This is a genomic window from Robbsia andropogonis (assembly GCF_034047095.1).
Classification (GTDB): Bacteria; Pseudomonadota; Gammaproteobacteria; order Burkholderiales; family Burkholderiaceae; genus Robbsia; species Robbsia andropogonis.
On the sequence record NZ_CP139170.1, the window covers coordinates 810,972 to 829,225 of the forward strand.

Sequence of the window (18,254 nt, forward strand, 5' to 3'; positions counted from 1 at the left end):
TCTTTGGCGGTGTGTGTAAACGCTTCGAACCCATCCACTATTCCCCGGTAAAGACTTCGCGGAACGTATCCACGGCGACGCGCAACGACAGTTGCGGTTGGTCCAGATAACTGACGAGTTTGGTCAGTGACGAATCGGCTCGCGCCTGATCGTCCACCCATTCCGGATCGTCGATGTCGATGTTCTGCGTCATGTAGGCTTGCGGATCGAACACGCTGTGCAAGGTGCGTGCGGAGCCGCCATCCAGACCGATGATCAGACGGTCGCGGCCCTGAATCCTCGTCATGACGATGGCCACCTCGAAGTCCGCGCGGGACACGAACGGCGCGCATAATTCCAGCCACAGTACCGCCACCAGACTCCGATACAACGGGTCCGTCGGCAGTGGCAGGGACAAGCCCTTTTCCACGCGTGGCGTGGTATTGCCAATCAACGGCTTCAGCAGGATGCCAAGCGCCAGCAGCGTGCGGCGCGGATTGACCGCCGCGCCACCGGAAGCCGCTTTCAGCATGGTCGTCAGTCCTTCGAGCGTCTGGTGATCGAGGAAATCGTCGAACGTGCCATCGTGCGGACTGCCCGGTCCCGTCACGTCGACGGTGACCAACGTATCGGCCAGGTTCTGCAGCGCACCCGCGGGATCTTGCGGGCCTAGCAACGGCGTCATGTGGGCCTCGGCGCGTGCCCAGAGCCGGGCGAGGGCCAGCGGACTGCGCGTCTGGAAGTGCATCGGATGTTGCACTTCGAACGCCGCGGCGACGATAAATGGAAAACGTCGCTGCGATGCGTCGCCGCTGGCGGCCAGATGCCCCGCGACCGCGATCTTGCTATGTGAGCCCAGGAACGCGAAGTGCAGTGGCGCGATGGTGTCGTAGACCAGCTTCCAGCGTGGATCCTCGGCCATCATCTCCATGGTTCGCGACAGCCACTGGTCCAGCGTGTTCAGCAGTTGCGGGTTTCGCGCGCTGCGTACGAAATCGCCACGCGACGGCAACTTGCCGAAGTACTCCAGGTGTTGCTGGATCGCTTTGCTCATGGGTTACCTCCCGCGGATGCACCGTTGCCCGGCGCCGCCAGCGCCCCTGAACCGCTCGCTGTCGATACGACGCCGCTGCCAGGGTTTGCCGGTGCGCCGATCCGTGCGCCTGGCACCGGCATCGTCACGATACTGGCCGGGAGCGTCAGGCCGAGCAAGCTCTGACCTCCCGCGCCTGATTTACCCCCGGCGCTGTCGCCTCTTTGCGCACTGCTGATGATGCGCATCCGGGCGGTCACCGTCACATTGCCCTGAGTCCATGCCAGATCGAACGTGCCGTCGGCTTTTCGTTTCGGATGACCGGCATCCAGCAGTTTCTCGAGCCCATAGTTGCCCGGTTGGTTAAACAGTTCGATGGTCCGGCCGTCATACGAGGTCGCCGTCAACTGCGCGCCCGGCTGACCATTCGGATTCGGCCAGACGAAGTTCGTCCATTGCGGCGGCGTATTCCGATAACGCAATACCTGACTGTCGATCGTGATGGCGTATTCGGTCGTGCCCGGGCTCGGCTCCGGCAGGATCTGGAATACCGTCTGGGGTTGCTGCGCGGCTGCACCGCCGGATGCCGCGCCACCGGCGAGCGGCGCCACCCAGCGACCGAACCCGGCGATGAAATCAGGCGCCAACTGCAGCCCCATGTCACCCCAGGTGCGCGGGCTCAAGACATCACCGCGCCGGACTACCAGCGGTCCCAACGTGCCGGAGACGAAGGTCGAGATCGTGCCGTTCGGACCGAACACCTGACCGATCTCGGCCGGGGCGGCTTCTACCTTGCCGTTCGCGTCGAACGGATATTTGGTGGCCAGGCTGGTCTGGAACGGCTGGTAGATCTGCGCCGCCCAGATCTTGTTGATCTCGCCACTGGTTGCACGCGTAATCACCGCATACCCTTCCTGCAGCGGGCGTACCAACAGCGGCCGCAGTGCATTGCGCTGGTCCTCGCCGAGCCCGTTCAGCATCTGCTCGTCGACGTACGTCAGGGCGTCCGAGAGTTCCGAACCATTGCCATCCAGGGTCTGCTGCATCAAGAGCTTCGCGCCCGGTCCGGGCTCCCCCTGGTTCTTCAACGTATTGAAGCGTGAACGCACCTTGCTCAGGCGATCCATATACGTGCGCAGCATCGAGCCTTCCTGCCGTTGCATCACGATACGGCCTAGGCCGGTGAATGCCGTGCCCACGGGACCGATCGGCATGGCCACCGGCTTGCCGTTGATGTCGATGTTCGCCGTATTCGGCACGTTGCTGCTGTTGAACAGGTTCTTGAACCAGTTGATGACGCCGGTCTTCGCTCGCGTGATGCCGGTGTTTAGCAGCGACGGGTTGTCCCACGACGTCTGTTCATATGCAGTCTCCAGCAGCTTGCGGATCGGGGAGTCCTGCGGATCACCAAGGCGGTCGAGTGCATTCGTCGCTTGCACGAAGGTGCCGAACTCCCGCACCGAGATGCCGTTCATGAACTGCTGCCATTGCCTTGCGTACTCGGCCTTGTACATGCCGACCAGCGCCTTCTGGATCTGTTCGGGACTGCCATCCAGCGTCAGGTCATTGCTGTCGGTGCTGTCCAATACCCAGTCCTTCGCCTGCAATTCCTTTGTCGCCGCGTCGCGGATGGCCGGTTGTACATAATCGAACCAGGCTTCGCGTGTGAACGTGCCGGGAATCGCATAGCTGCCCGCCACCAGCTTGCCATCGTCGGGCCCAAGGATACGGGCGACCGTCATTGGCGCATAACGGGTGGATGCACGCGCCTTGATCTCCTCATACACACGCTCGCGTGCCGGCATGCCGCTGACCACGCGTCGCAGATCGGCGCGCGTCTGGTCGACCAGCGCGAGGTTCTCCTCGATCATCGGCCAGTCGTCGTCATTGACCCGCGACAGGTAGAACGTGATCATGCGTTCCGCGCTGCGGATCATCTGGTCGCGTGGCATCGCCCCGCGATTGGTTTCCAGCCAGCCCCGCCAGAAACGGGCCAATTGATCCGTCAGATGCGCGATTTCCACATGACGCTTGTCGCCGAGCATCAGATACGTCTTGAGCGCGTTATAGGCATCCTGCACGTTCGTCGGCGATGCATCGGCATAGAGGCCGTTGCTCGGTGGCGCGCCATTGGGCGTGATCGCATTTCTGCGCGTGGCCTGCAGCGCCGAGGGCGCGTTGGCCTGCGCATTGACTTCGCCGGGTGCGTGATTCAATGGCGATAAATCGCTCGCATGCGCGTTGACATCGCTCAGGAAGGCCGCGAGGTTCGCGGAGACCGGTGACAGCAACAACTGCTTGATACCGTAGTAGTACTCGTCAAGGAGCCGTTGTTCCAGACGATCGCCTTGGTAAAGCCCGAATGACAGCGACAGCGGCCGATTCTGGCGGAACTGTTCCAACTGCTGGATACGGTCTTCGAGGATGTCCATGCCCTCGAGTCGAGATTGCAGGTCCGTATGTTCACTCTGCAGACGTGCGACCTTGTCGAGATCCGCTTGCACGTTGCGGGTCAGTTGCTGGTTATTGAGCGTCGACCAGGTCCAGACGCCCAGCATCAACGCCAGCGCCGTCACCAGGCTGAAGAACGTCAGGTAGCGTGCCCGTGTTTTCAACGGGCTGGCATATTGCCGTACGGTCTTGCGATCGGCAAACACCACTTTCGAGAAAAAATCGCGCAGGAAGAAGCCGTGCTTGCTCAGGGTCGTCGACGCGTTCGGCAACGGGTTGCCGCCTAGCGCGAAGCGCCGCGCGATTCGTTCCGACGCCGCGCTGTTGGCCACGCCTTCCTGCAATGCGCTACTGAAGTAGAACCCGCGGAACACGGGTTGGTACTGAAAGGGATTCGTTTCGAACAACGTTGCCAGGAAGGACCGCAGCGACGCCTTGATTGCCGAGAATTCCAACGGGAAGCTCAATTGGCCAGGTGCCAGCGTGCCGTTACGACTCAACGCGATCTGCGCGATGCTGATGTCCTTCAAGCCGTCGTGCAGTTCGTCGAAACGCTTGTCGAATTGCGCCACGGCGTCCACTTTCTCGCTCGGCTCGTACGGGAAGCTCGAGCCCCATACCCGTTCGAATTCAGTGCGGTCGCCACCGCCGAAGAATTCGGTGAAACCGGTGATCAGGTCCGCCTTCGTGAACATCACGTAGACGGGTGCGAAAACTTCCAGTTTTTCTGTCAGTTCCTGGACGCGTTGGCGCAGGTTCTTTGCCAATTCAATGGCGAACTCCGGTTTGCTGCCGGTCAGTTCGGCGATACTCGCGGTGACAATGATGCCGTTGATCGGCGCCCGTGGCCGGTACTTCTTCAACAGGCCGAGGAAACCGAGCCATTCGCTGCGATCTTCTTCATGCACGGCATAGCGGCCGGCGGTGTCCAGCAGGATGCCCTCGGTCGTGAAGAACCAGTCGCAGTTTCGCGTACCCCCTACGCCGTGAATCGCGGCACTGTTTTCACCGGCGAGCGGGAATTGCAGGCCGGAGTTCAGGATAGCCGAGCTTTTGCCTGCCGATGGATTGCCGATGACGATGTACCAGGGCAATTCGTACAGTGCGCGGCTACCGCTCATCTGCCCGATTTTTGACGTCTTGATCGTCCGGACCGCTTGCGCGAGACGGCTACGCAGACCGTCGAGTTCCGCCTGGCGTGCCGGATCGGCGCCGGGTGCTGGTTGCGCCGTTTCCACCTGCTGCTCCAGCGCTTTATTGAGCCGTGCACCCGAGCGGTGCGCCTTCAGATACTTGAAGATCCGGATCAGCAGCCACAGGAGCAAGAGCATGCCGAAGACGGCGACCGCCCAGACAAGGCGTATGCGTAAGGCGGTCGCGCCCAGGAACAGGAAGCCGACCAGCGCCAGCGCACCAATGATCGACAACGTACGGGTATGGGTCAGTATGCGAAGCAAGCGTTGCATGAAAAGAGGCGATCCTGTTCTTGGATGTCTTACGGGCCAATAGAGGCGGAAGGTGTCGCACCATTCGCATCGGGGTACGGCACTTTCGGCGGATCAGGCGGCTAAGGGTTGCACATGCGTTTGTGAATCGGCTGGTATGTTGGGGTGGGTCGGCGTGCCGCTGGAAGCGGACTGTTCGGATGTGTCCGGGGGCGATGCAATGCGCCGGTCGGTGGGGGGGACACCAGCACGCGTCACGAGCATCGCCAGGGCTTGCCGCTCGGAAAGCGTCATTGCGAGCGCTGGATGACCATGCTCGGCGGTGTCGGCGGCGGCCAGCGCGACACTCAGCAATGCGCCGGCCGCACCGGTCTCGCCGCACGCGCCACGGATGGCGAAGCAGTCGCGCCGTGCCGCCAGATGCGCGACTGCCTGCGCCCAGAACTGGGACATCTTTATCGATTCGGGCCCAGTAGCGCCGACATCGGAAAACAGCGCGCCCATCGTCTCGGCGGACGTGGCCGATGCACGCAATGTCTCGTGCGTCAGCGCTTCCCAACTTGGTGGCGGGCGGTTGCCATCGTGATTATCGTTGCCTTCGGTCTCGGCATCGCGCGTGGGAAGGACATCATGCTCGGCAAACCCGGGCGCGCTGATGATCACGTCGGGCTCGTTGAGATACGGGTGCGCAGTGCCTGATGGCCTGCTTGCTCCCGGCTCGCGCGACGGCATTTCCCCAGGCAAGCGATCCGGCCCGGCCGATGCCGCATGTACCTCCGGCATCGCGCCTAGAACGATCGCAACGGCCGCTTCGCCTGCCGTCGCCGTCTCGCTTCCGGGGGCATCGTATATCGACGAATGCGTCGCGGCGATGATGACCACGGCCGGCGGCATGGTGTGTCCGATGCCATGCGATGCGGCGTCGTGAACCGGAGGCGGTGTGCGGTGCAGCCGGTCGATCGCATCCGCGACGACGCGATAGGCATCGTCGCTGCTGGTAGCGGTGCTGGCGTGGATCTGCATCGCGACCGTCGAGGCAACACCATGCTGGGCGGCGACCTCTTCGTGCATCTGCTGGAGTGCCCGGATGGTCTGCTGCGTCAGCGCGGATGACCAATCCGCTGGCGCGATGGCGATAAGTTCGAATGCGAACGACCGGACCGGACGCACTGTATCGGAATGCGAGGTTGCCGCAAGGCTATCGGCACATGCTTGATGCAGTTGCAGGAACGCGTCCCGGCAGACGTCGAGCAGCAAGGTGACCGCGCGCAGCGTACCGTCCGCCAGGGAGGGCGGCAGGCCGCCAAGGGAAGCGCCACCGGCTTCCAGGCGCAGGCGCGTATCGGCCAGCGCCGTCGACGGCAGATCCGATATACGAGCGACACGGCGCGGATACCCGGCCTGGTTTAGCAGCGTGGGATCGAGCGGCGCCGTTTTGCCCTGCTTCAACTGGGCCTTGATCAGTCCTGCCTTGGTCCCGAGCGGGCTACGCATGATGGCATGGCGGAACGCCGCGGATGGCGCCGGTCGTGGCGTGACCTTGTTGCCGGAGGTCTCGGGTTGGGGTGCCGTATCGATGCTGCCTCCCTGCGGCGCCGCGCCGGGTGTTTGCAACGTGTGCTTGATGCTGCCGATCATGCGGCCCAGGAGCGTGTAGGCAATGACGATGACCGACGGCATGAGCACGAGGTAGTCGGTGATGTCGCGCGTCGATGGCACGCGATTGCCATGCTTCCACCACGCGATCACGGCCATCCAGACCAGCGCGAAAACCGCGAAGATCGACAGCAACGTTTTGAGGATCTGTTTGATGGGGAGCGTCTGCATGGCGCTTAACCCCGCAGGCGCGCGACGCGGCTGATGACACGGCACGACACGCCGACGGCGAAGCGCCGTGTCGTGCCTTGATGCGTTCTCCATCCCCGCCTGCGAACGGCGCCGCGTGCGCCGCTACGGTCTGGCCGGTCCCCGAGGGCGATGCGTGGCCGTATCATGCTTTGTTATTCTCTACAGTCGTCTACAAAATGGCAACACTGGCAGTGCGGGGGCGTGACGTCCGTCGATGCCCCGGCCGACCGGCCTACTCCAACGGATTCAAAGGTTTTGATACCCCCATCTTGAATCCTGGTTTGTGATACTCGACGTGTCCGTAATCATGGAACGACCAGTCCCCGCCCCAGACCAGTCCCACCTCCGCGGCAGTCTTGCCGTACAACGCATACCCCCGCATGGCCCACGGATCTTTTTCCGAGATCACGACCTTGCCATCGCGCAAGAAGGCGTTATCCGCTGCTAACCCATATTGGTGATAACTGCGATTCGCCCCTGCCTGTGTCACCTGATTCCCCGATGACGCCAGGCTGGCTTGTCGATCAGGGCTGCGATAGCCCTCCAGCAACACCATCTGATAGCCATATCGCTCCGCCATCAACTTGTAGACCAGTAACAACCGCGTCCGGAAGTCCGCATCCAGCAGGCTCCAATCGCGGCTGGCATTGCGAATTTGCGGCCGGATCTGCTCTACTTCCCGCGTCGTGAAGACTTCCGGCGGCGGCGCCGGCGGCGGTACCAATTGTTCTCCGTGCAACAAGGCATCAATCTTCGCATCGGACACGTCTGTCGTGTCCGAAAACTGGAATATCTGCTGTTTGCCACGGAGGAATAATGCAATTAATGGCGGCGTGGCGAGTGTTCCTATCGAAATGAGTAGTAACAAACGACGGCGAACTAGCATATCCCGGAATCGAGCCGATGTCGATGCAGCCGCACGCGCCGAATGCGTTAAGCCTTTTTCCCCATGGGACGCAACAGTACCAAATGTGCCGGTAATACGTCGAAATGCCCGCGCGGTATGTTCTACCGCCTGCGCACGTGCATCGGGAAGAAATACCAGAATAGCAATGCCCACCGCGGCAAGAAAATAACCCGACAAAGCGAAAAAAATCACGATCTTAGATGCTTTCGAAAGGAGGTGTTACACATGGTGTGGCGAAGCATTTCTAATCCTGAGCGATGTGCATTAAAATCCTCCGACATGTTCGCATGCCGCCGTGCCTTATGAAAAGATTGCCAGACGTCTTAGCGACCGCATGCATGCTATTTGTCGTATTTTTTATGAAAGCGTGAACGGAGCGATGATCGACGTTCCATGGTTCTTGGTAAATGGATAGGCAAATGCGCGGTGAGGGTTAGAAGGCTGTCGTAAAATATGGATTAGAAAGGTCGGTCTGCATTACGCGTATACGCTCATATGATTGCTTAGACATATGACGTGAAAATTGGATTGATCGGTTGTGCATGCGTCGCCATTGCGCCGGTATTGATGAACGAAAAGAATCGAAGAGAGAGGATGAGCGACGGAAACGGAGTAACGCCGCCCAAGCAGCCGCCGAGTCTGGTTGGCGGAGCCGCATCATCGTCCACCGCACCGAAGCCGGCTGGCGCGGAGCCCCGTATTCTGGCGGGTCTGGACGGGAAAGGGGCGAAGGCGGTCAAAGGCGGGGCCAAGGCCGCGCCGGTAGGGCCACGTGGCGCGCGTAAGGGGACCTGGATCGGCGTCGTCGCGTTACTGGCATTGGTCGTGGTGGCGGGCGGTGTGTGGCGCTCGCAGCAGCGTGTGAATCGTGACGAACCGCTCACCGATGCACGCGTGTCTTCCGGTACAGCGGATGGCTCGGCCGTGCGGGCGCAGCAGGGCGAGGAGCATCCGCCCCCTTCAGGCACCGCACGGATGCAAGGGACCAATAACGCAGCGGGGGGGAGTCCGCCGCCGACTCAGTCGGCAACGATCGTCAATGACACGTCGGGACAACCTGCAACTGATTCGAGAGTGACGCCGCCTGCATTGGCGGCACAGCAGGAAGATCCCGTAAAGGCGCTGGCCGAGAAAAACGATACGCCTGATAAGCGGCGTGAAACGACAGCCCCTTCGGGTGCGGCCGATGCCAAGGCAAAGCGCGCCGAAAAGAAAATGACGCGGCATGAGCGCTTGCTCGCGGAGCGGGAGGAGCGGGCGCGGGAACGGGCGAACGATCGCACGCAAGCGGCGCCAGCCGCAAAGAGTGAGGACCCGGATGCCGATATTCTCGCGGCGCTCTTCAAGCACACGAATGCGACCGATGCGAAGGGCTCGCCTGTTGCGACATCGAAAGGCGCGGTGTCGGCCAAGTCGCACGGGTCGGCAAAACCTGTCGCGGGCAGCCTTGCCGCGAAGGTGGAGGCGTGCCGCAGCAAGGGTTTCTTTAACGGTGAGGTGTGTCGCTGGCAGGTCTGTAACGGTCACTGGGGGAGCGATCCGGCTTGTCCTGGTAATCCGCAACCATCGGCTGCCACGTCCGCGCATTGATTCGGTGAGACGACGCCCACGGGCTCCGGCGAGGGCCGGATGCGCGGGCATCTTTAACCGGTACAGGCCTGTGCCTGATCGCGAAAATGCCATTGCGCGTATCGTGCATGTACTTTGGCATCGAAACGCCTGGCGATGCCCATCGTCAGGTTGGTCCGGGGATATGTCATGAAGTCTGGCAACAGGGTAAAGTGACTGACAGCGTGCCTTTGCGGGACGAGATTGCTGGTCGATCGTCATTCCTCGCGGACGCCATCACGCGTTTCCGGCCTACCTGTTTGATCGCTACCGAATTGCTGCTCATGATTGAAATCCGTGACGAAACGCCCGTATACGGGCCGCCGGACCGTTGTGAAGGGTGTCATTCACCCGAGGCCGTACCCATCGAGATGGCCTTTGCCTTCCAGCCGATCGTCGATCTGACGACGGGGACGGCCTATGCGCATGAGGCGCTGGTCCGAGGGCCTCACGGAGAGCCGGCGGAATCCGTTCTGTTGCAGATACGCGACGAGAATCGCTACCAGTTCGACCAGCAGTGCCGCACGAACGCCATTGCGCAGGCGGCGGCCTTGGGCATGCAAAGTTTCCTGTCGATCAATTTCATGCCGAACGCGGTCTATCAACCGGCGGCGTGCATTCGCAGCACGTTCGAGGCGGCTAAGAAGCATGGTTTTCCACTGGAGCGGGTTATTTTTGAGACGGTGGAGGCCGAGAACGTCATCAGCCGTCGTCATCTCGTCGAGATCTTCCGTGCGTATCAATCGTTTGGTTTTCAAACAGCCATCGATGATTTTGGTGCCGGTTATTCGGGGCTGACCCTGCTCGCCGATTTTCAGCCGGATCTCATCAAGCTCGACATGGCGCTCGTGCGGCATATCGATCAGGATACTGTCAGGCAACGGATTGTTTGCGGGGTGCTGCAAATATGCCGCGACCTGGGGGTTCGGGTCATTGCCGAAGGTATCGAAACGGCGGGCGAGCGGGACTTCCTGGCGCGTCACGGCGTGACCCTGATGCAGGGCTTCCTGTTCGCGAAGCCGGCGTTCAATGCCATTCCGGAAATCGCGAATGTGTCGTAGTACACCGATCTCCTGAAACCGAACTGTCACGCGCCGTTATCCCCTTTCGTGCCGGGAAACGACGGGGCAGCAGGTGACCGATCTTGTTCGAATCCGACAGGATCGGTGCCGTTTCAGACTCGGCCTCTTCTGGCGCCGATACGCGGAAAGCCCGCTACCACGAACGCTCTACCGCATGGATACCGGCCAGCTCACAGGCCGCCTCCCAGACATCGCAACGCGCGCGAGCGGCTCCGAATACCTGTACGCCCAGCGTGGCGCCGTCCAGCAGCATCACGAGAATGGGCGCCACGTCCTGCGCTTTTTGCGGGTCGATGATATCGGAGAGGATATCGGCGATAAAGCAGGTCAAATGCGACTTCTGTTCGACATTGATTCGATGGATCTGCGTTCCCTTGTCGGAGAACTCGTACGCCGCGTGGGCGAACATCGATCCGGTGAATCCCTCACTGTTGAACCAGTCACGGTGCCAGTCGAATACGCGCTTCAGGCGTTCCACCGGCTCCTGGACAGCCGTTACATAGCGTTCGAGCGATTCGGCATCGCGGTATTGGCAGGTTTTCAAGACGGCCACCACCAGATCGCCCTTGGACGGGAAATGGCGATACATCGTCATCTTCGACACTTTGGATTCAGCGATGATCCAGTCGATGCCGACTGCATGATAGCCATGCTTGCCGAACAGCGTCGTCGCTGCTCGCAATATCTGTTCTCGTTTTTCTGGCACGGAGAACCTACTTGGTCAGGACGGTTGGAAGGAAAATGTCGATCATGCACGGGTACGGCATGAACCAGGCCGGAACCCTGAGGCGCCGGCACGGCGTGGCGTGTGGAAGTCTTGTTATAGGCTACATTGTCGAACGGCGTTACAGCCCGTTCCTTGTTTTAACCGGCGAAATTTAAGAAAATTCATTGCCCGGTATTTCGATTATAGGGAAAGTTTTGGCATTCGGCAGGAGGCATCTAAAAAAGCGGTCGTGGCATGGCGAGACGCATTGGTCGGCTGCCGGATAAGAAGAGTCGTGGACGGTTGTGGAACGGTGCCTGCACGGTGTAAAGGCCGATCGATGCAGGCGTCGTGAAGTGCCAGGGCACCTGTGCGCCAAATCCTGTCGTGGGTGTGGCAAACGCGGTGTTTTGTGGGAGCGTGATGGATAATCGAGGCGGTGTGATCCACGCCACCCATCGCCTTCGTTGTTTTTTTTAATCGTGAAAGCGATAACGGGATTCCTGCCTGATGACTGACGTATCGCGGCACTTGCCTACTTCCGATCCTACCGGTGCGTCTGTCACGACACCGGACATCGTGGCACGCCACGCGCTTGCATGTACGCTGGCGCGTTCGGCGGGACGCCTCGCGCTGGCCTTCTTCCGGGAGCGTGACACATTGCAGATAGAGCACAAGGGTCTGCAAGACGTGGTCAGTCGCGCCGATCGTGATGTGGAGCAATTCATCCGCGCCGGTATTGCGAACGCCTTCCCCGACGATGCATTCCTGGGTGAGGAAAGTGCGTCCGAACAGAGAGCGGCCGTTTCCTCCTTGGGCCATGTCGCGGGCGGTCAGGCTGACAAAGCCGCACCCGATGCCGGCGCGGGTGTCGAGATGGGACAGGACGGCCTGACTGGCGCCAGCCAAAGCGCGCTCTGGGTAGTCGATCCGATCGACGGAACGACCTGTTTCTTGCAGGGCATGCCGGTCTGGTGCATCTCGATCGGCGTGGTCATCGATGGCGTGCCGCGCATCGGCGCGGTCTACGATCCCAACACTGATGAGCTCTTCCACGCGATGGACGGTGCGGGTGCCTGGCTTTCGACAACCGGCCCGAACGGCGTGCCCGTCGAGAAACGTTTACTGGCGCATCACGCGGCGTCGTTTCGCGACGGGCCGCTCGGCCTGGGCTATTCGCACAAAGTGCCGGCCTCGACAGTCGTGCCGTTTCTGGACACGTTGTTGGCTGAAGGCGGCATGTTCATTCGTAACGGGTCCGGGGCGCTGATGATCGCTTATGTTGCGGCGGGCCGGTTGATCGGCTATTACGAGCCTTTCATGCATCCCTGGGACTGCATGGCGGGCCTTGTGCTTGTACGGGAAGCCGGGGGTATCGCGGAGGATTTCCTTGCCGGTGACGGCTTGCGTCGCGGCAATCGGGTGATCGTCGCGGGCCCACGGTTGTTCACATCGCTGTGGCAGGCAGTTGATCGGACGTCGGGGATCGTGGCACGTTGATGGCCGCATCGACCATCCGTATCTCGCGTATCGGTTGTGCGAATGCAATGCCGAACGCCGCGAGCCCATCGACGATGGCGAGGTTCAGCGCCTGTTGGCAATCCATGTAGGTCGCATAGTCGGGGCGCGTCACGTAGTAGACGACTTCGAATTCCAGGCCGCGCTCGGCAAAGGCGGCGAAATGGACACGATCACAGCGCGTGTGCGGAATCTGTGCAAATGCCTGCTCCACCATGGCGGGTACCGCGCGCAGACCTGTGGCGGGTGTCGCGTAGGCCAGACCGAAGCGGAAAACGATGCGTCGTGTCTGCATGCGCTGGAAGTTGTGGATTTGCTGGCGGAGCAACTCGGTATTGCCGCAAATGATTTCTTCACCGCGCAAGCTGCGGATGCGCGTGGTCTTCATGCCCACCTGTTCGATGGTGCCACTGACATCGCCGAACGCGATGAAGTCCCCAATGCGAAACGGCTTGTCCAGGCCGATCGCGAGCGAAGCGAACAGGTCGCTCAGCACACCATGCACGGCAAAGCCGATCGCGGCCGCGCCAATGCTCAGGCTTGCGACAAAGGCGGTGATGTTCACGCCACCCTGTGCCATCAGGGAAAGCAGGAAAAGCGCCCACATCACGGTGCGCACGGACCAGGCAAGCACGCGGACGATGACGGGGTTGATGCCGTCGTCGCTGTCGAGGCCGATCGATGGTTGTGGCGTGACGGGTGCGGTCCGCGCGCCGTCAGGTCCAAGGGTCCGTGAATCGGTTGCCCTCGCCGCCGCCTGCGCCGCGGCGAGGGCAAGTGCGGCGCGCTGCGTTCGATGCCGTTCGAGGTAGCGATGGCTTAAAAGACCCACCGCGCGACTGGCCCATAGCGCGCATTGCAACAGCATAACGGTCTGCCATCCGCGCTGCGCCCAGGTCAGCACCCCGTTGGCGATGTCGCCCTGTGATGTGGCCACGGCGCTCAGCCCGGTCAGCACGGCAACCGCCATCATCATCGGTCTCCGCGTATCGTCCAGCAAGGCGACGACGATGTCCGTCAGTGACAACCGCGCCTTTGGTTCGCTCGTGGCGGCTATCGGCGCCACATCTGTTTCATGTGGCCCGTCTTCCCGTGCCGTCCTTGACGCCGCGGCAGACAATTTGCACATGGCCCAGCGTCGCAAGCCGTCGAGCACGGGATAAGTAACGGCGGCAATGATTACCGCACTGGTCCATTGAAGCGGCGTGAGGCCGCAGAACGTGACGGTGGTAAGCCAGGAGGGAGGTGTCAGGGTTGACATGTGCCGATAAAGACGCGAACGTGAGGTGCGTTGCCGGGCAAGGCAATGGCATTGCCCGGCAGTTGCGGAACGTCAGTGTAAGGGCTGTGGCATCTCTAAAAAACCGGTGGATTTGTCGGATGCCGATGGCTTGATGAAAGGACAGTGAAACAACGTGATGGATAAAGAATACGACGCGCTCACCTTGCTGAAGGCGGAAGCACCGCCGATGCCACGGGGGCCTGCGGACGTGCGCCCAAGCGGGATGCCGGACCGTATCTACGGTGCATTGCTCGGTCAGATTCTAGATGGCATCTACCCGCAGGGCAGCCGTCTTCCCTCGGAACACCAACTGGCGGACGCATTCCAGACGTCGCGGCCGACAGTGCGCGAAGCGCTGGCGCGGTTGCGCGCCGATGGCATCATTCAGACGCGTCACGGTTCCGGCACAACAGTGGCGCATCGTCCGGACCCGGATGTGCGCCGTTTCGCGCCGCTGGAGACGTTGTCGGATATTCGCCGTTGCTACGACTTCCGGATCGTCGCCGAAGCAGGGGCTGCGGCCCTGGCGGCAACTGATGCCGGCGAGATGGAGCGTGAGGGAGTGCATCAGGCGAATCACGCATTGATGCGGGTGATCGAGACTGGCGGAATCGGCGCCGACGAGGATTTCGCTTTTCATGCCGCCATTGCACGAGCATCGATGAATCCCTATTTCGTCACCGTGTTGGGCTTTTTGCACGAGCAAGTGCTGTTCAGCATGAACCTGTCGCGTAACCTGTCGTTGATCAAGACGGCGGCGCGGCGTCGCGAAGTGCAGGCGGAGCATGCGGAAATCGTGGCCGCAATCGATGCACGAGATGCCGAGGCTGCGTCTGTTGCAATGCGCCATCACCTTGAACACGCCGTTGTCCGCATGTTCGGCACCTAGACGGCCTTTGCCGGCACCAGGCAAAATGCGCTACAGTGCGGATAGGTAAAGTTGTTTGACAACTTGGTCGTCACGTCTGATACCGCCCGCGCGGTGCCGGTGCGACGTCCTTGGCCCGCCTGGAGTGACGATGCGAACCGATGCGTTTCTTCCCGAGGAATTGGGCGCGACCGTGATGGCGGTGCCCCCGCTGGCGCGTCGCGCGGATTTCTCCCTGGACCCGGTGCAGAACCGGCGCTTGATGGCGCACATCGCGCAGGGCGGTGTGCGCACCTTGCTGTATGGCGGCAACGCCAACCTCTACCACGTGCCCATCAGCGAATACGGGACGCTGCTTGATATGCTGGCGGAGCAGTCCGATGCGGGGATGCGTGTGATTCCGGCCATCGGCGCCGATTACGGCAAGATGCGCGATCAGGCGCGAATGCTCCGGGAACGGGACTATCGCACCGCGATGGTACTGCCGATGGCGGGTTTTACCACTCCGTCGGGGGTCTACGACGGGTTGTCGCATATTGCCGAGCTGGCAGGTTTCCCGCTGACGTTGTATATCAAGCACGAAGCGTATCTGGACCTGGATACGCTGGCGCGGCTCGTCGAGCAAGGTGTGCTGGCGGCGGTGAAATACGCGATTGTCCGCGAGCAGCCGGAAAACGACCCGTATTTGCGCGCCTTGATCGATCGCCTTGCCGGATCGGCGGGCCTCGAAAAGCTGGTCAGCGGCATGGGCGAGCGTCCGGCGATTACTCATGTCAACGCGTATGGCCTGGCGGCGTGGACGACCGGTTCCGGCTGTATCGCGCCGCGTGCCGTGATGCGTCTGTTCGACGCGGTCAAGGCGAACAGGCTCGACGAGGCCTACGCACTGCATGCCCGTTTCATGCCGCTGGAGACGTTGCGTGACCGGATATCGCTGATCCGGGTGCTGCACGACGCGGTCACGGTCAGCGGCATCGCCGACATGGGGCCGATGCTGCCGCTGCTCTCCAACACCGACGCGGCGGACATGCCGGCTGTCCGTGAGGCGACGCGGACGCTGCTCGAATTCGAGCAGTCTCTCACCTGAGCACGCTCGGTTCGCGGCTTCCTTGGACGCGCATCGCCTGCCCGACTTTGACGACGTGATCGATGTCACTGCCTTGGTGACCGCACACAACGCCGCCGCATGGCCGTTGCGCCCGCGCTTCGGCAGCGCGGCGATACAGCTGCATGACTTGTTCGTTTGCCACAGGCTGTCACAATGGCGATTTTTGCTTGGTGTAAGGTAATCGAAACTACAGCACCGGGTATCGCCATTGGATCGGCCGGTACAAACTGAAAGCACCGGGGGCGAACCTCTGGGAACAAGCGTCTTGATGGGCGTGTGACAAGTCAATGCAATGCAGGAGAGCAGGTTGAGGCAGCCGGTAGACGACTCGCGGCATGATCGCCACGAGGACGAAGAGGATCATGCAGGGCAACCCGAGGGAGCGGCGGCGTCGCGAGCAGGCGGTAATGGCGTATCGCCGCTCGTTGAACACGCGTCCGGCGCGCTATCGCAAGAAGGGATTGCGATAACGCCACTCGAAAAGCAACCGGACGCGACCCGCCGGTCTTTGGTTGGGCGTGCGGTGTTCGGTGTACCGCTCACACTTGCTGGCGCGGGATGGACCGCGCGTGCGGCTGCGGACGCGATAGAGGCGGGCGATACGTCCGCCAGGCAGTCCCGGTCGGGATCGGCCGACGCCACGCCGGGCGAGGCAAGTGTCGTGGCGCTATGGCCGGCAGGACGCATCCCCGGTGTACGAGATGCCGCGCGGTTGGCCGCGATGGGTGCGGAGCGCGTCAGTGCAAGCGGCGCGGTGCGTAACGTCTCGCAACCGCGGTTGCGTGTCTATCTGGCCGATCCGGCGCGGCGCACTGGCATGGCGGTCCTGGTAATTGCCGGAGGCGGCTATGCCCAGATCGAATGCGGCCATGAGAGTACCCCCGCGTGCCGTTGGTTGCAGTCGATCGGTATCACCGCGTGTGAGCTGATCTATCGACTGCCGCGGCCGGGCTGGGATCGCCTGGCGCCGTTGCAGGATGGGCAACGGGCCATGCGCGTCATTCGCGCCAACGCCCAGGCCTGGCATGTCGATCCAAGCCGTGTCGGAGTGATGGGGTTTTCAGCCGGCGGCCATTTGGCGGGGACGACCGCCGTCACACCCGGCATCGCGCGCTATGCGCCGATGGATGCGGTGGACGCGCTGCCATCCGGGGCGATGTTTGCAGCCCTGATATACCCGGTATTGACGCTGATGCCGCCGTTCGATCGTACCCGCACGCGACGATCGCTGCTCGGTCGCGACGACGGGGGTGACGTCCCGGCCTTACCCGCGCATGCCGACGGGCATGCCAACCGACGCGGCCATCCAAGCGTGGCAAACAGCGACATCCCCGATGCGGCGCAGAGCGAGGCAGCCGCGGCGTTGTCGGTCGATCGGCATGTGGATGCCAACACGCCGCCGATCTTTCTCGCGCAGGCGACCGACGATCCGATTGCGCCGGTGGACAACAGTCTGCTGATGTACGCCGCAATGCGCGCGGCCGGTCGCCCCGTGGATATGCATCTGTTCCAGTCGGGTGGCCATGGCTGGAGCCTGGGGCGACCCGGCACCGAACAGACGCTATGGCCGGCGTTGTTCGAGCGCTGGCTTGCGCTGATCAAGGTTTAGGCCGGCCCATTGGTCGACTCAGGCGGCGCGCCGGTCGGCGCCAATGGCGCCAGGCGCAGCCGTGTGAAATGCGAGACGAAAGGCGTGAATGCCATGAATCCCTTCACGGCCTCGAATTCCGGCGTGTCATAGACCCAGTCGCCTGCGATCGTATAGACCGCCGCGTAGGCCGGGCCGTCGTCGATGGCCTTGTAGCGGCTGCCCGTCAACCAGCCTGGGCACGACAGGATCGCGGGCAGATGCACTTCGTCATACCAGCGATTGAACGCCGCTTCCTGTTCAGGCGCGATATCGACGCGGACGATATGGATGTACGGACCCGCGGCATTGGCGGGCAGGCGATCGACGGGAAACTTCACTGTGTCTGCTCCACTGGTTTTGGCTTGACCCGCGGAAACTTCAGCGTGGCTTCGGCCTTCAGGACTTCCGTGCCTTCCTCGTTTGTCGCGCTGGCGTGCCACACGGCGGTCCGTGTCTCCGATTGCATCGCTGCGATCCAGACGCGAAAGCGTAGCGTATCGCCGTAGAACACCGGTCCGGTAAACCAGAAACGATCCTCGATCGATACCCCCAAGGTGCCAACCAACTCTGCCGTCAACACGCTGGTACAGATACCGGCCACCAGAATGCCCGGTGCCAGACGCCGGCCGAATCGGGTCTTGCCGGCATACCCGTCATCGATATGCACCGGCCCGAAATCACCGGTGGCCGCTTCATACAAGGCACCATCGGCTTCGGTGATGGTCTTGCACAGGGAGACCTCGTCGCCCACGTGCAGCGTGTCGAATGGTTTGATGTCGTACATCGCGT

Annotated in this window: 14 protein-coding genes; 6 read left to right on the forward strand and 8 right to left on the reverse strand. The window is 61.8% G+C overall.

Going from position 1 to position 18,254, the window contains the following annotated elements:
• Positions 1-37 precede the first annotated feature (37 nt).
• The 4 genes from tagF to SJQ66_RS17135 form a co-directional block, all read right to left on the reverse strand.
• Complete coding sequence (gene tagF / locus SJQ66_RS17120; protein ID WP_253463247.1) at positions 38-1,033, reverse strand: type VI secretion system-associated protein TagF; 996 nt, start codon at positions 1,031-1,033, stop codon at positions 38-40.
• Positions 1,030-4,929 carry a type VI secretion system membrane subunit TssM gene (gene tssM / locus SJQ66_RS17125; RefSeq protein WP_320535084.1) on the reverse strand — a complete coding sequence of 1,300 codons (3,900 nt, stop codon included), beginning with the start codon at positions 4,927-4,929 and terminating at the stop codon, positions 1,030-1,032. The genes tagF and tssM overlap by 4 nt, the downstream gene beginning before the upstream one ends.
• Positions 4,930-5,022: 93 nt before the next feature.
• Complete coding sequence (locus tag SJQ66_RS17130) at positions 5,023-6,735, reverse strand: hypothetical protein (protein WP_320535085.1); 1,713 nt, start codon at positions 6,733-6,735, stop codon at positions 5,023-5,025.
• Positions 6,736-6,988: 253 nt separating this feature from the next.
• Positions 6,989-7,855, reverse strand: a complete 867-nt coding sequence (locus tag SJQ66_RS17135; protein WP_320535086.1) for a M15 family metallopeptidase — start codon at positions 7,853-7,855, stop codon at positions 6,989-6,991.
• A gap of 402 nt (positions 7,856-8,257) precedes the next feature.
• Between SJQ66_RS17135 and SJQ66_RS17140 the strand changes: the two genes are divergently transcribed.
• Together SJQ66_RS17140 and SJQ66_RS17145 are read left to right on the forward strand one after the other, a co-directional pair.
• The gene (locus SJQ66_RS17140; protein WP_024905547.1) at positions 8,258-9,253 is read left to right on the forward strand and encodes a hypothetical protein; all 996 of its coding nucleotides are present in this window, start codon (positions 8,258-8,260) and stop codon (positions 9,251-9,253) included.
• Between the two features lie 302 nt (positions 9,254-9,555).
• Positions 9,556-10,332, forward strand: coding sequence for an EAL domain-containing protein (locus SJQ66_RS17145; RefSeq protein ID WP_320535342.1), 777 nt, complete (start codon positions 9,556-9,558; stop codon positions 10,330-10,332).
• Positions 10,333-10,486: 154 nt separating this feature from the next.
• Here SJQ66_RS17145 and SJQ66_RS17150 read toward each other — a convergent pair whose 3' ends face one another.
• A complete protein-coding gene (locus SJQ66_RS17150; RefSeq protein WP_201779107.1) occupies positions 10,487-11,035 on the reverse strand; it encodes a TetR/AcrR family transcriptional regulator in 549 nt (182 codons plus the stop codon).
• 534 nt (positions 11,036-11,569) lie between these two features.
• Between SJQ66_RS17150 and SJQ66_RS17155 the strand changes: the two genes are divergently transcribed.
• Entirely contained in the window at positions 11,570-12,559 is a 990-nt protein-coding gene (locus tag SJQ66_RS17155) for an inositol monophosphatase family protein (RefSeq protein WP_046151935.1), read from the forward strand.
• Here SJQ66_RS17155 and SJQ66_RS17160 read toward each other — a convergent pair.
• The gene (locus tag SJQ66_RS17160; protein ID WP_024905543.1) at positions 12,507-13,838 is read right to left on the reverse strand and encodes a mechanosensitive ion channel family protein; all 1,332 of its coding nucleotides are present in this window, start codon (positions 13,836-13,838) and stop codon (positions 12,507-12,509) included. The two genes, SJQ66_RS17155 and SJQ66_RS17160, sit on opposite strands and share 53 nt — an antisense overlap.
• Before the next feature lie 208 nt (positions 13,839-14,046).
• Between SJQ66_RS17160 and SJQ66_RS17165 the strand changes: the two genes are divergently transcribed.
• The 3 genes from SJQ66_RS17165 (at position 14,047) to SJQ66_RS17175 (ending at position 17,444) form a co-directional block, all read left to right on the forward strand.
• Positions 14,047-14,748 (forward strand): FadR/GntR family transcriptional regulator, encoded by a 702-nt coding sequence (locus tag SJQ66_RS17165; RefSeq protein ID WP_036012851.1) that lies wholly within the window; start codon positions 14,047-14,049, stop codon positions 14,746-14,748.
• Positions 14,749-14,878: 130 nt separating this feature from the next.
• Positions 14,879-15,814 carry a dihydrodipicolinate synthase family protein gene (locus tag SJQ66_RS17170; RefSeq protein WP_024905541.1) on the forward strand — a complete coding sequence of 312 codons (936 nt, stop codon included), beginning with the start codon at positions 14,879-14,881 and terminating at the stop codon, positions 15,812-15,814.
• Between the two features lie 487 nt (positions 15,815-16,301).
• Positions 16,302-17,444, forward strand: a complete 1,143-nt coding sequence (locus SJQ66_RS17175; RefSeq protein WP_320535343.1) for an alpha/beta hydrolase — start codon at positions 16,302-16,304, stop codon at positions 17,442-17,444.
• Here the strand turns inward: SJQ66_RS17175 and SJQ66_RS17180 are convergent.
• Positions 17,441-17,803, reverse strand: coding sequence for a DUF4286 family protein (locus SJQ66_RS17180; RefSeq protein WP_024905538.1), 363 nt, complete (start codon positions 17,801-17,803; stop codon positions 17,441-17,443). The two genes, SJQ66_RS17175 and SJQ66_RS17180, sit on opposite strands and share 4 nt — an antisense overlap.
• Positions 17,800-18,249: a MaoC/PaaZ C-terminal domain-containing protein gene (locus tag SJQ66_RS17185; protein WP_320535087.1), complete on the reverse strand. Its 450-nt coding sequence runs from the start codon at positions 18,247-18,249 to the stop codon at positions 17,800-17,802. Before SJQ66_RS17185 ends, SJQ66_RS17180 begins: the two co-directional genes overlap by 4 nt.
• Positions 18,250-18,254: the final 5 nt, after the last annotated feature.

Excerpts from the sequence above, each read along its gene's own strand:
- tagF (WP_253463247.1), bottom strand. The coding sequence starts at position 1,033 with ATGAGCAAAGCGATCCAGCAACACCTGGAGTACTTCGGCAAGTTGCCG.
- tssM (WP_320535084.1), bottom strand. The coding sequence starts at position 4,929 with ATGCAACGCTTGCTTCGCATACTGACCCATACCCGTACGTTGTCGATC.
- SJQ66_RS17130 (WP_320535085.1), bottom strand. The coding sequence starts at position 6,735 with ATGCAGACGCTCCCCATCAAACAGATCCTCAAAACGTTGCTGTCGATC.
- SJQ66_RS17140 (WP_024905547.1), top strand. The coding sequence starts at position 8,258 with ATGAGCGACGGAAACGGAGTAACGCCGCCCAAGCAGCCGCCGAGTCTG.
- SJQ66_RS17145 (WP_320535342.1), top strand. The coding sequence starts at position 9,556 with ATGATTGAAATCCGTGACGAAACGCCCGTATACGGGCCGCCGGACCGT.
- SJQ66_RS17155 (WP_046151935.1), top strand. The coding sequence starts at position 11,570 with ATGACTGACGTATCGCGGCACTTGCCTACTTCCGATCCTACCGGTGCG.
- SJQ66_RS17160 (WP_024905543.1), bottom strand. The coding sequence starts at position 13,838 with ATGTCAACCCTGACACCTCCCTCCTGGCTTACCACCGTCACGTTCTGC.
- SJQ66_RS17165 (WP_036012851.1), top strand. The coding sequence starts at position 14,047 with ATGCCACGGGGGCCTGCGGACGTGCGCCCAAGCGGGATGCCGGACCGT.
- SJQ66_RS17170 (WP_024905541.1), top strand. The coding sequence starts at position 14,879 with ATGCGAACCGATGCGTTTCTTCCCGAGGAATTGGGCGCGACCGTGATG.
- SJQ66_RS17185 (WP_320535087.1), bottom strand. The coding sequence starts at position 18,249 with ATGTACGACATCAAACCATTCGACACGCTGCACGTGGGCGACGAGGTC.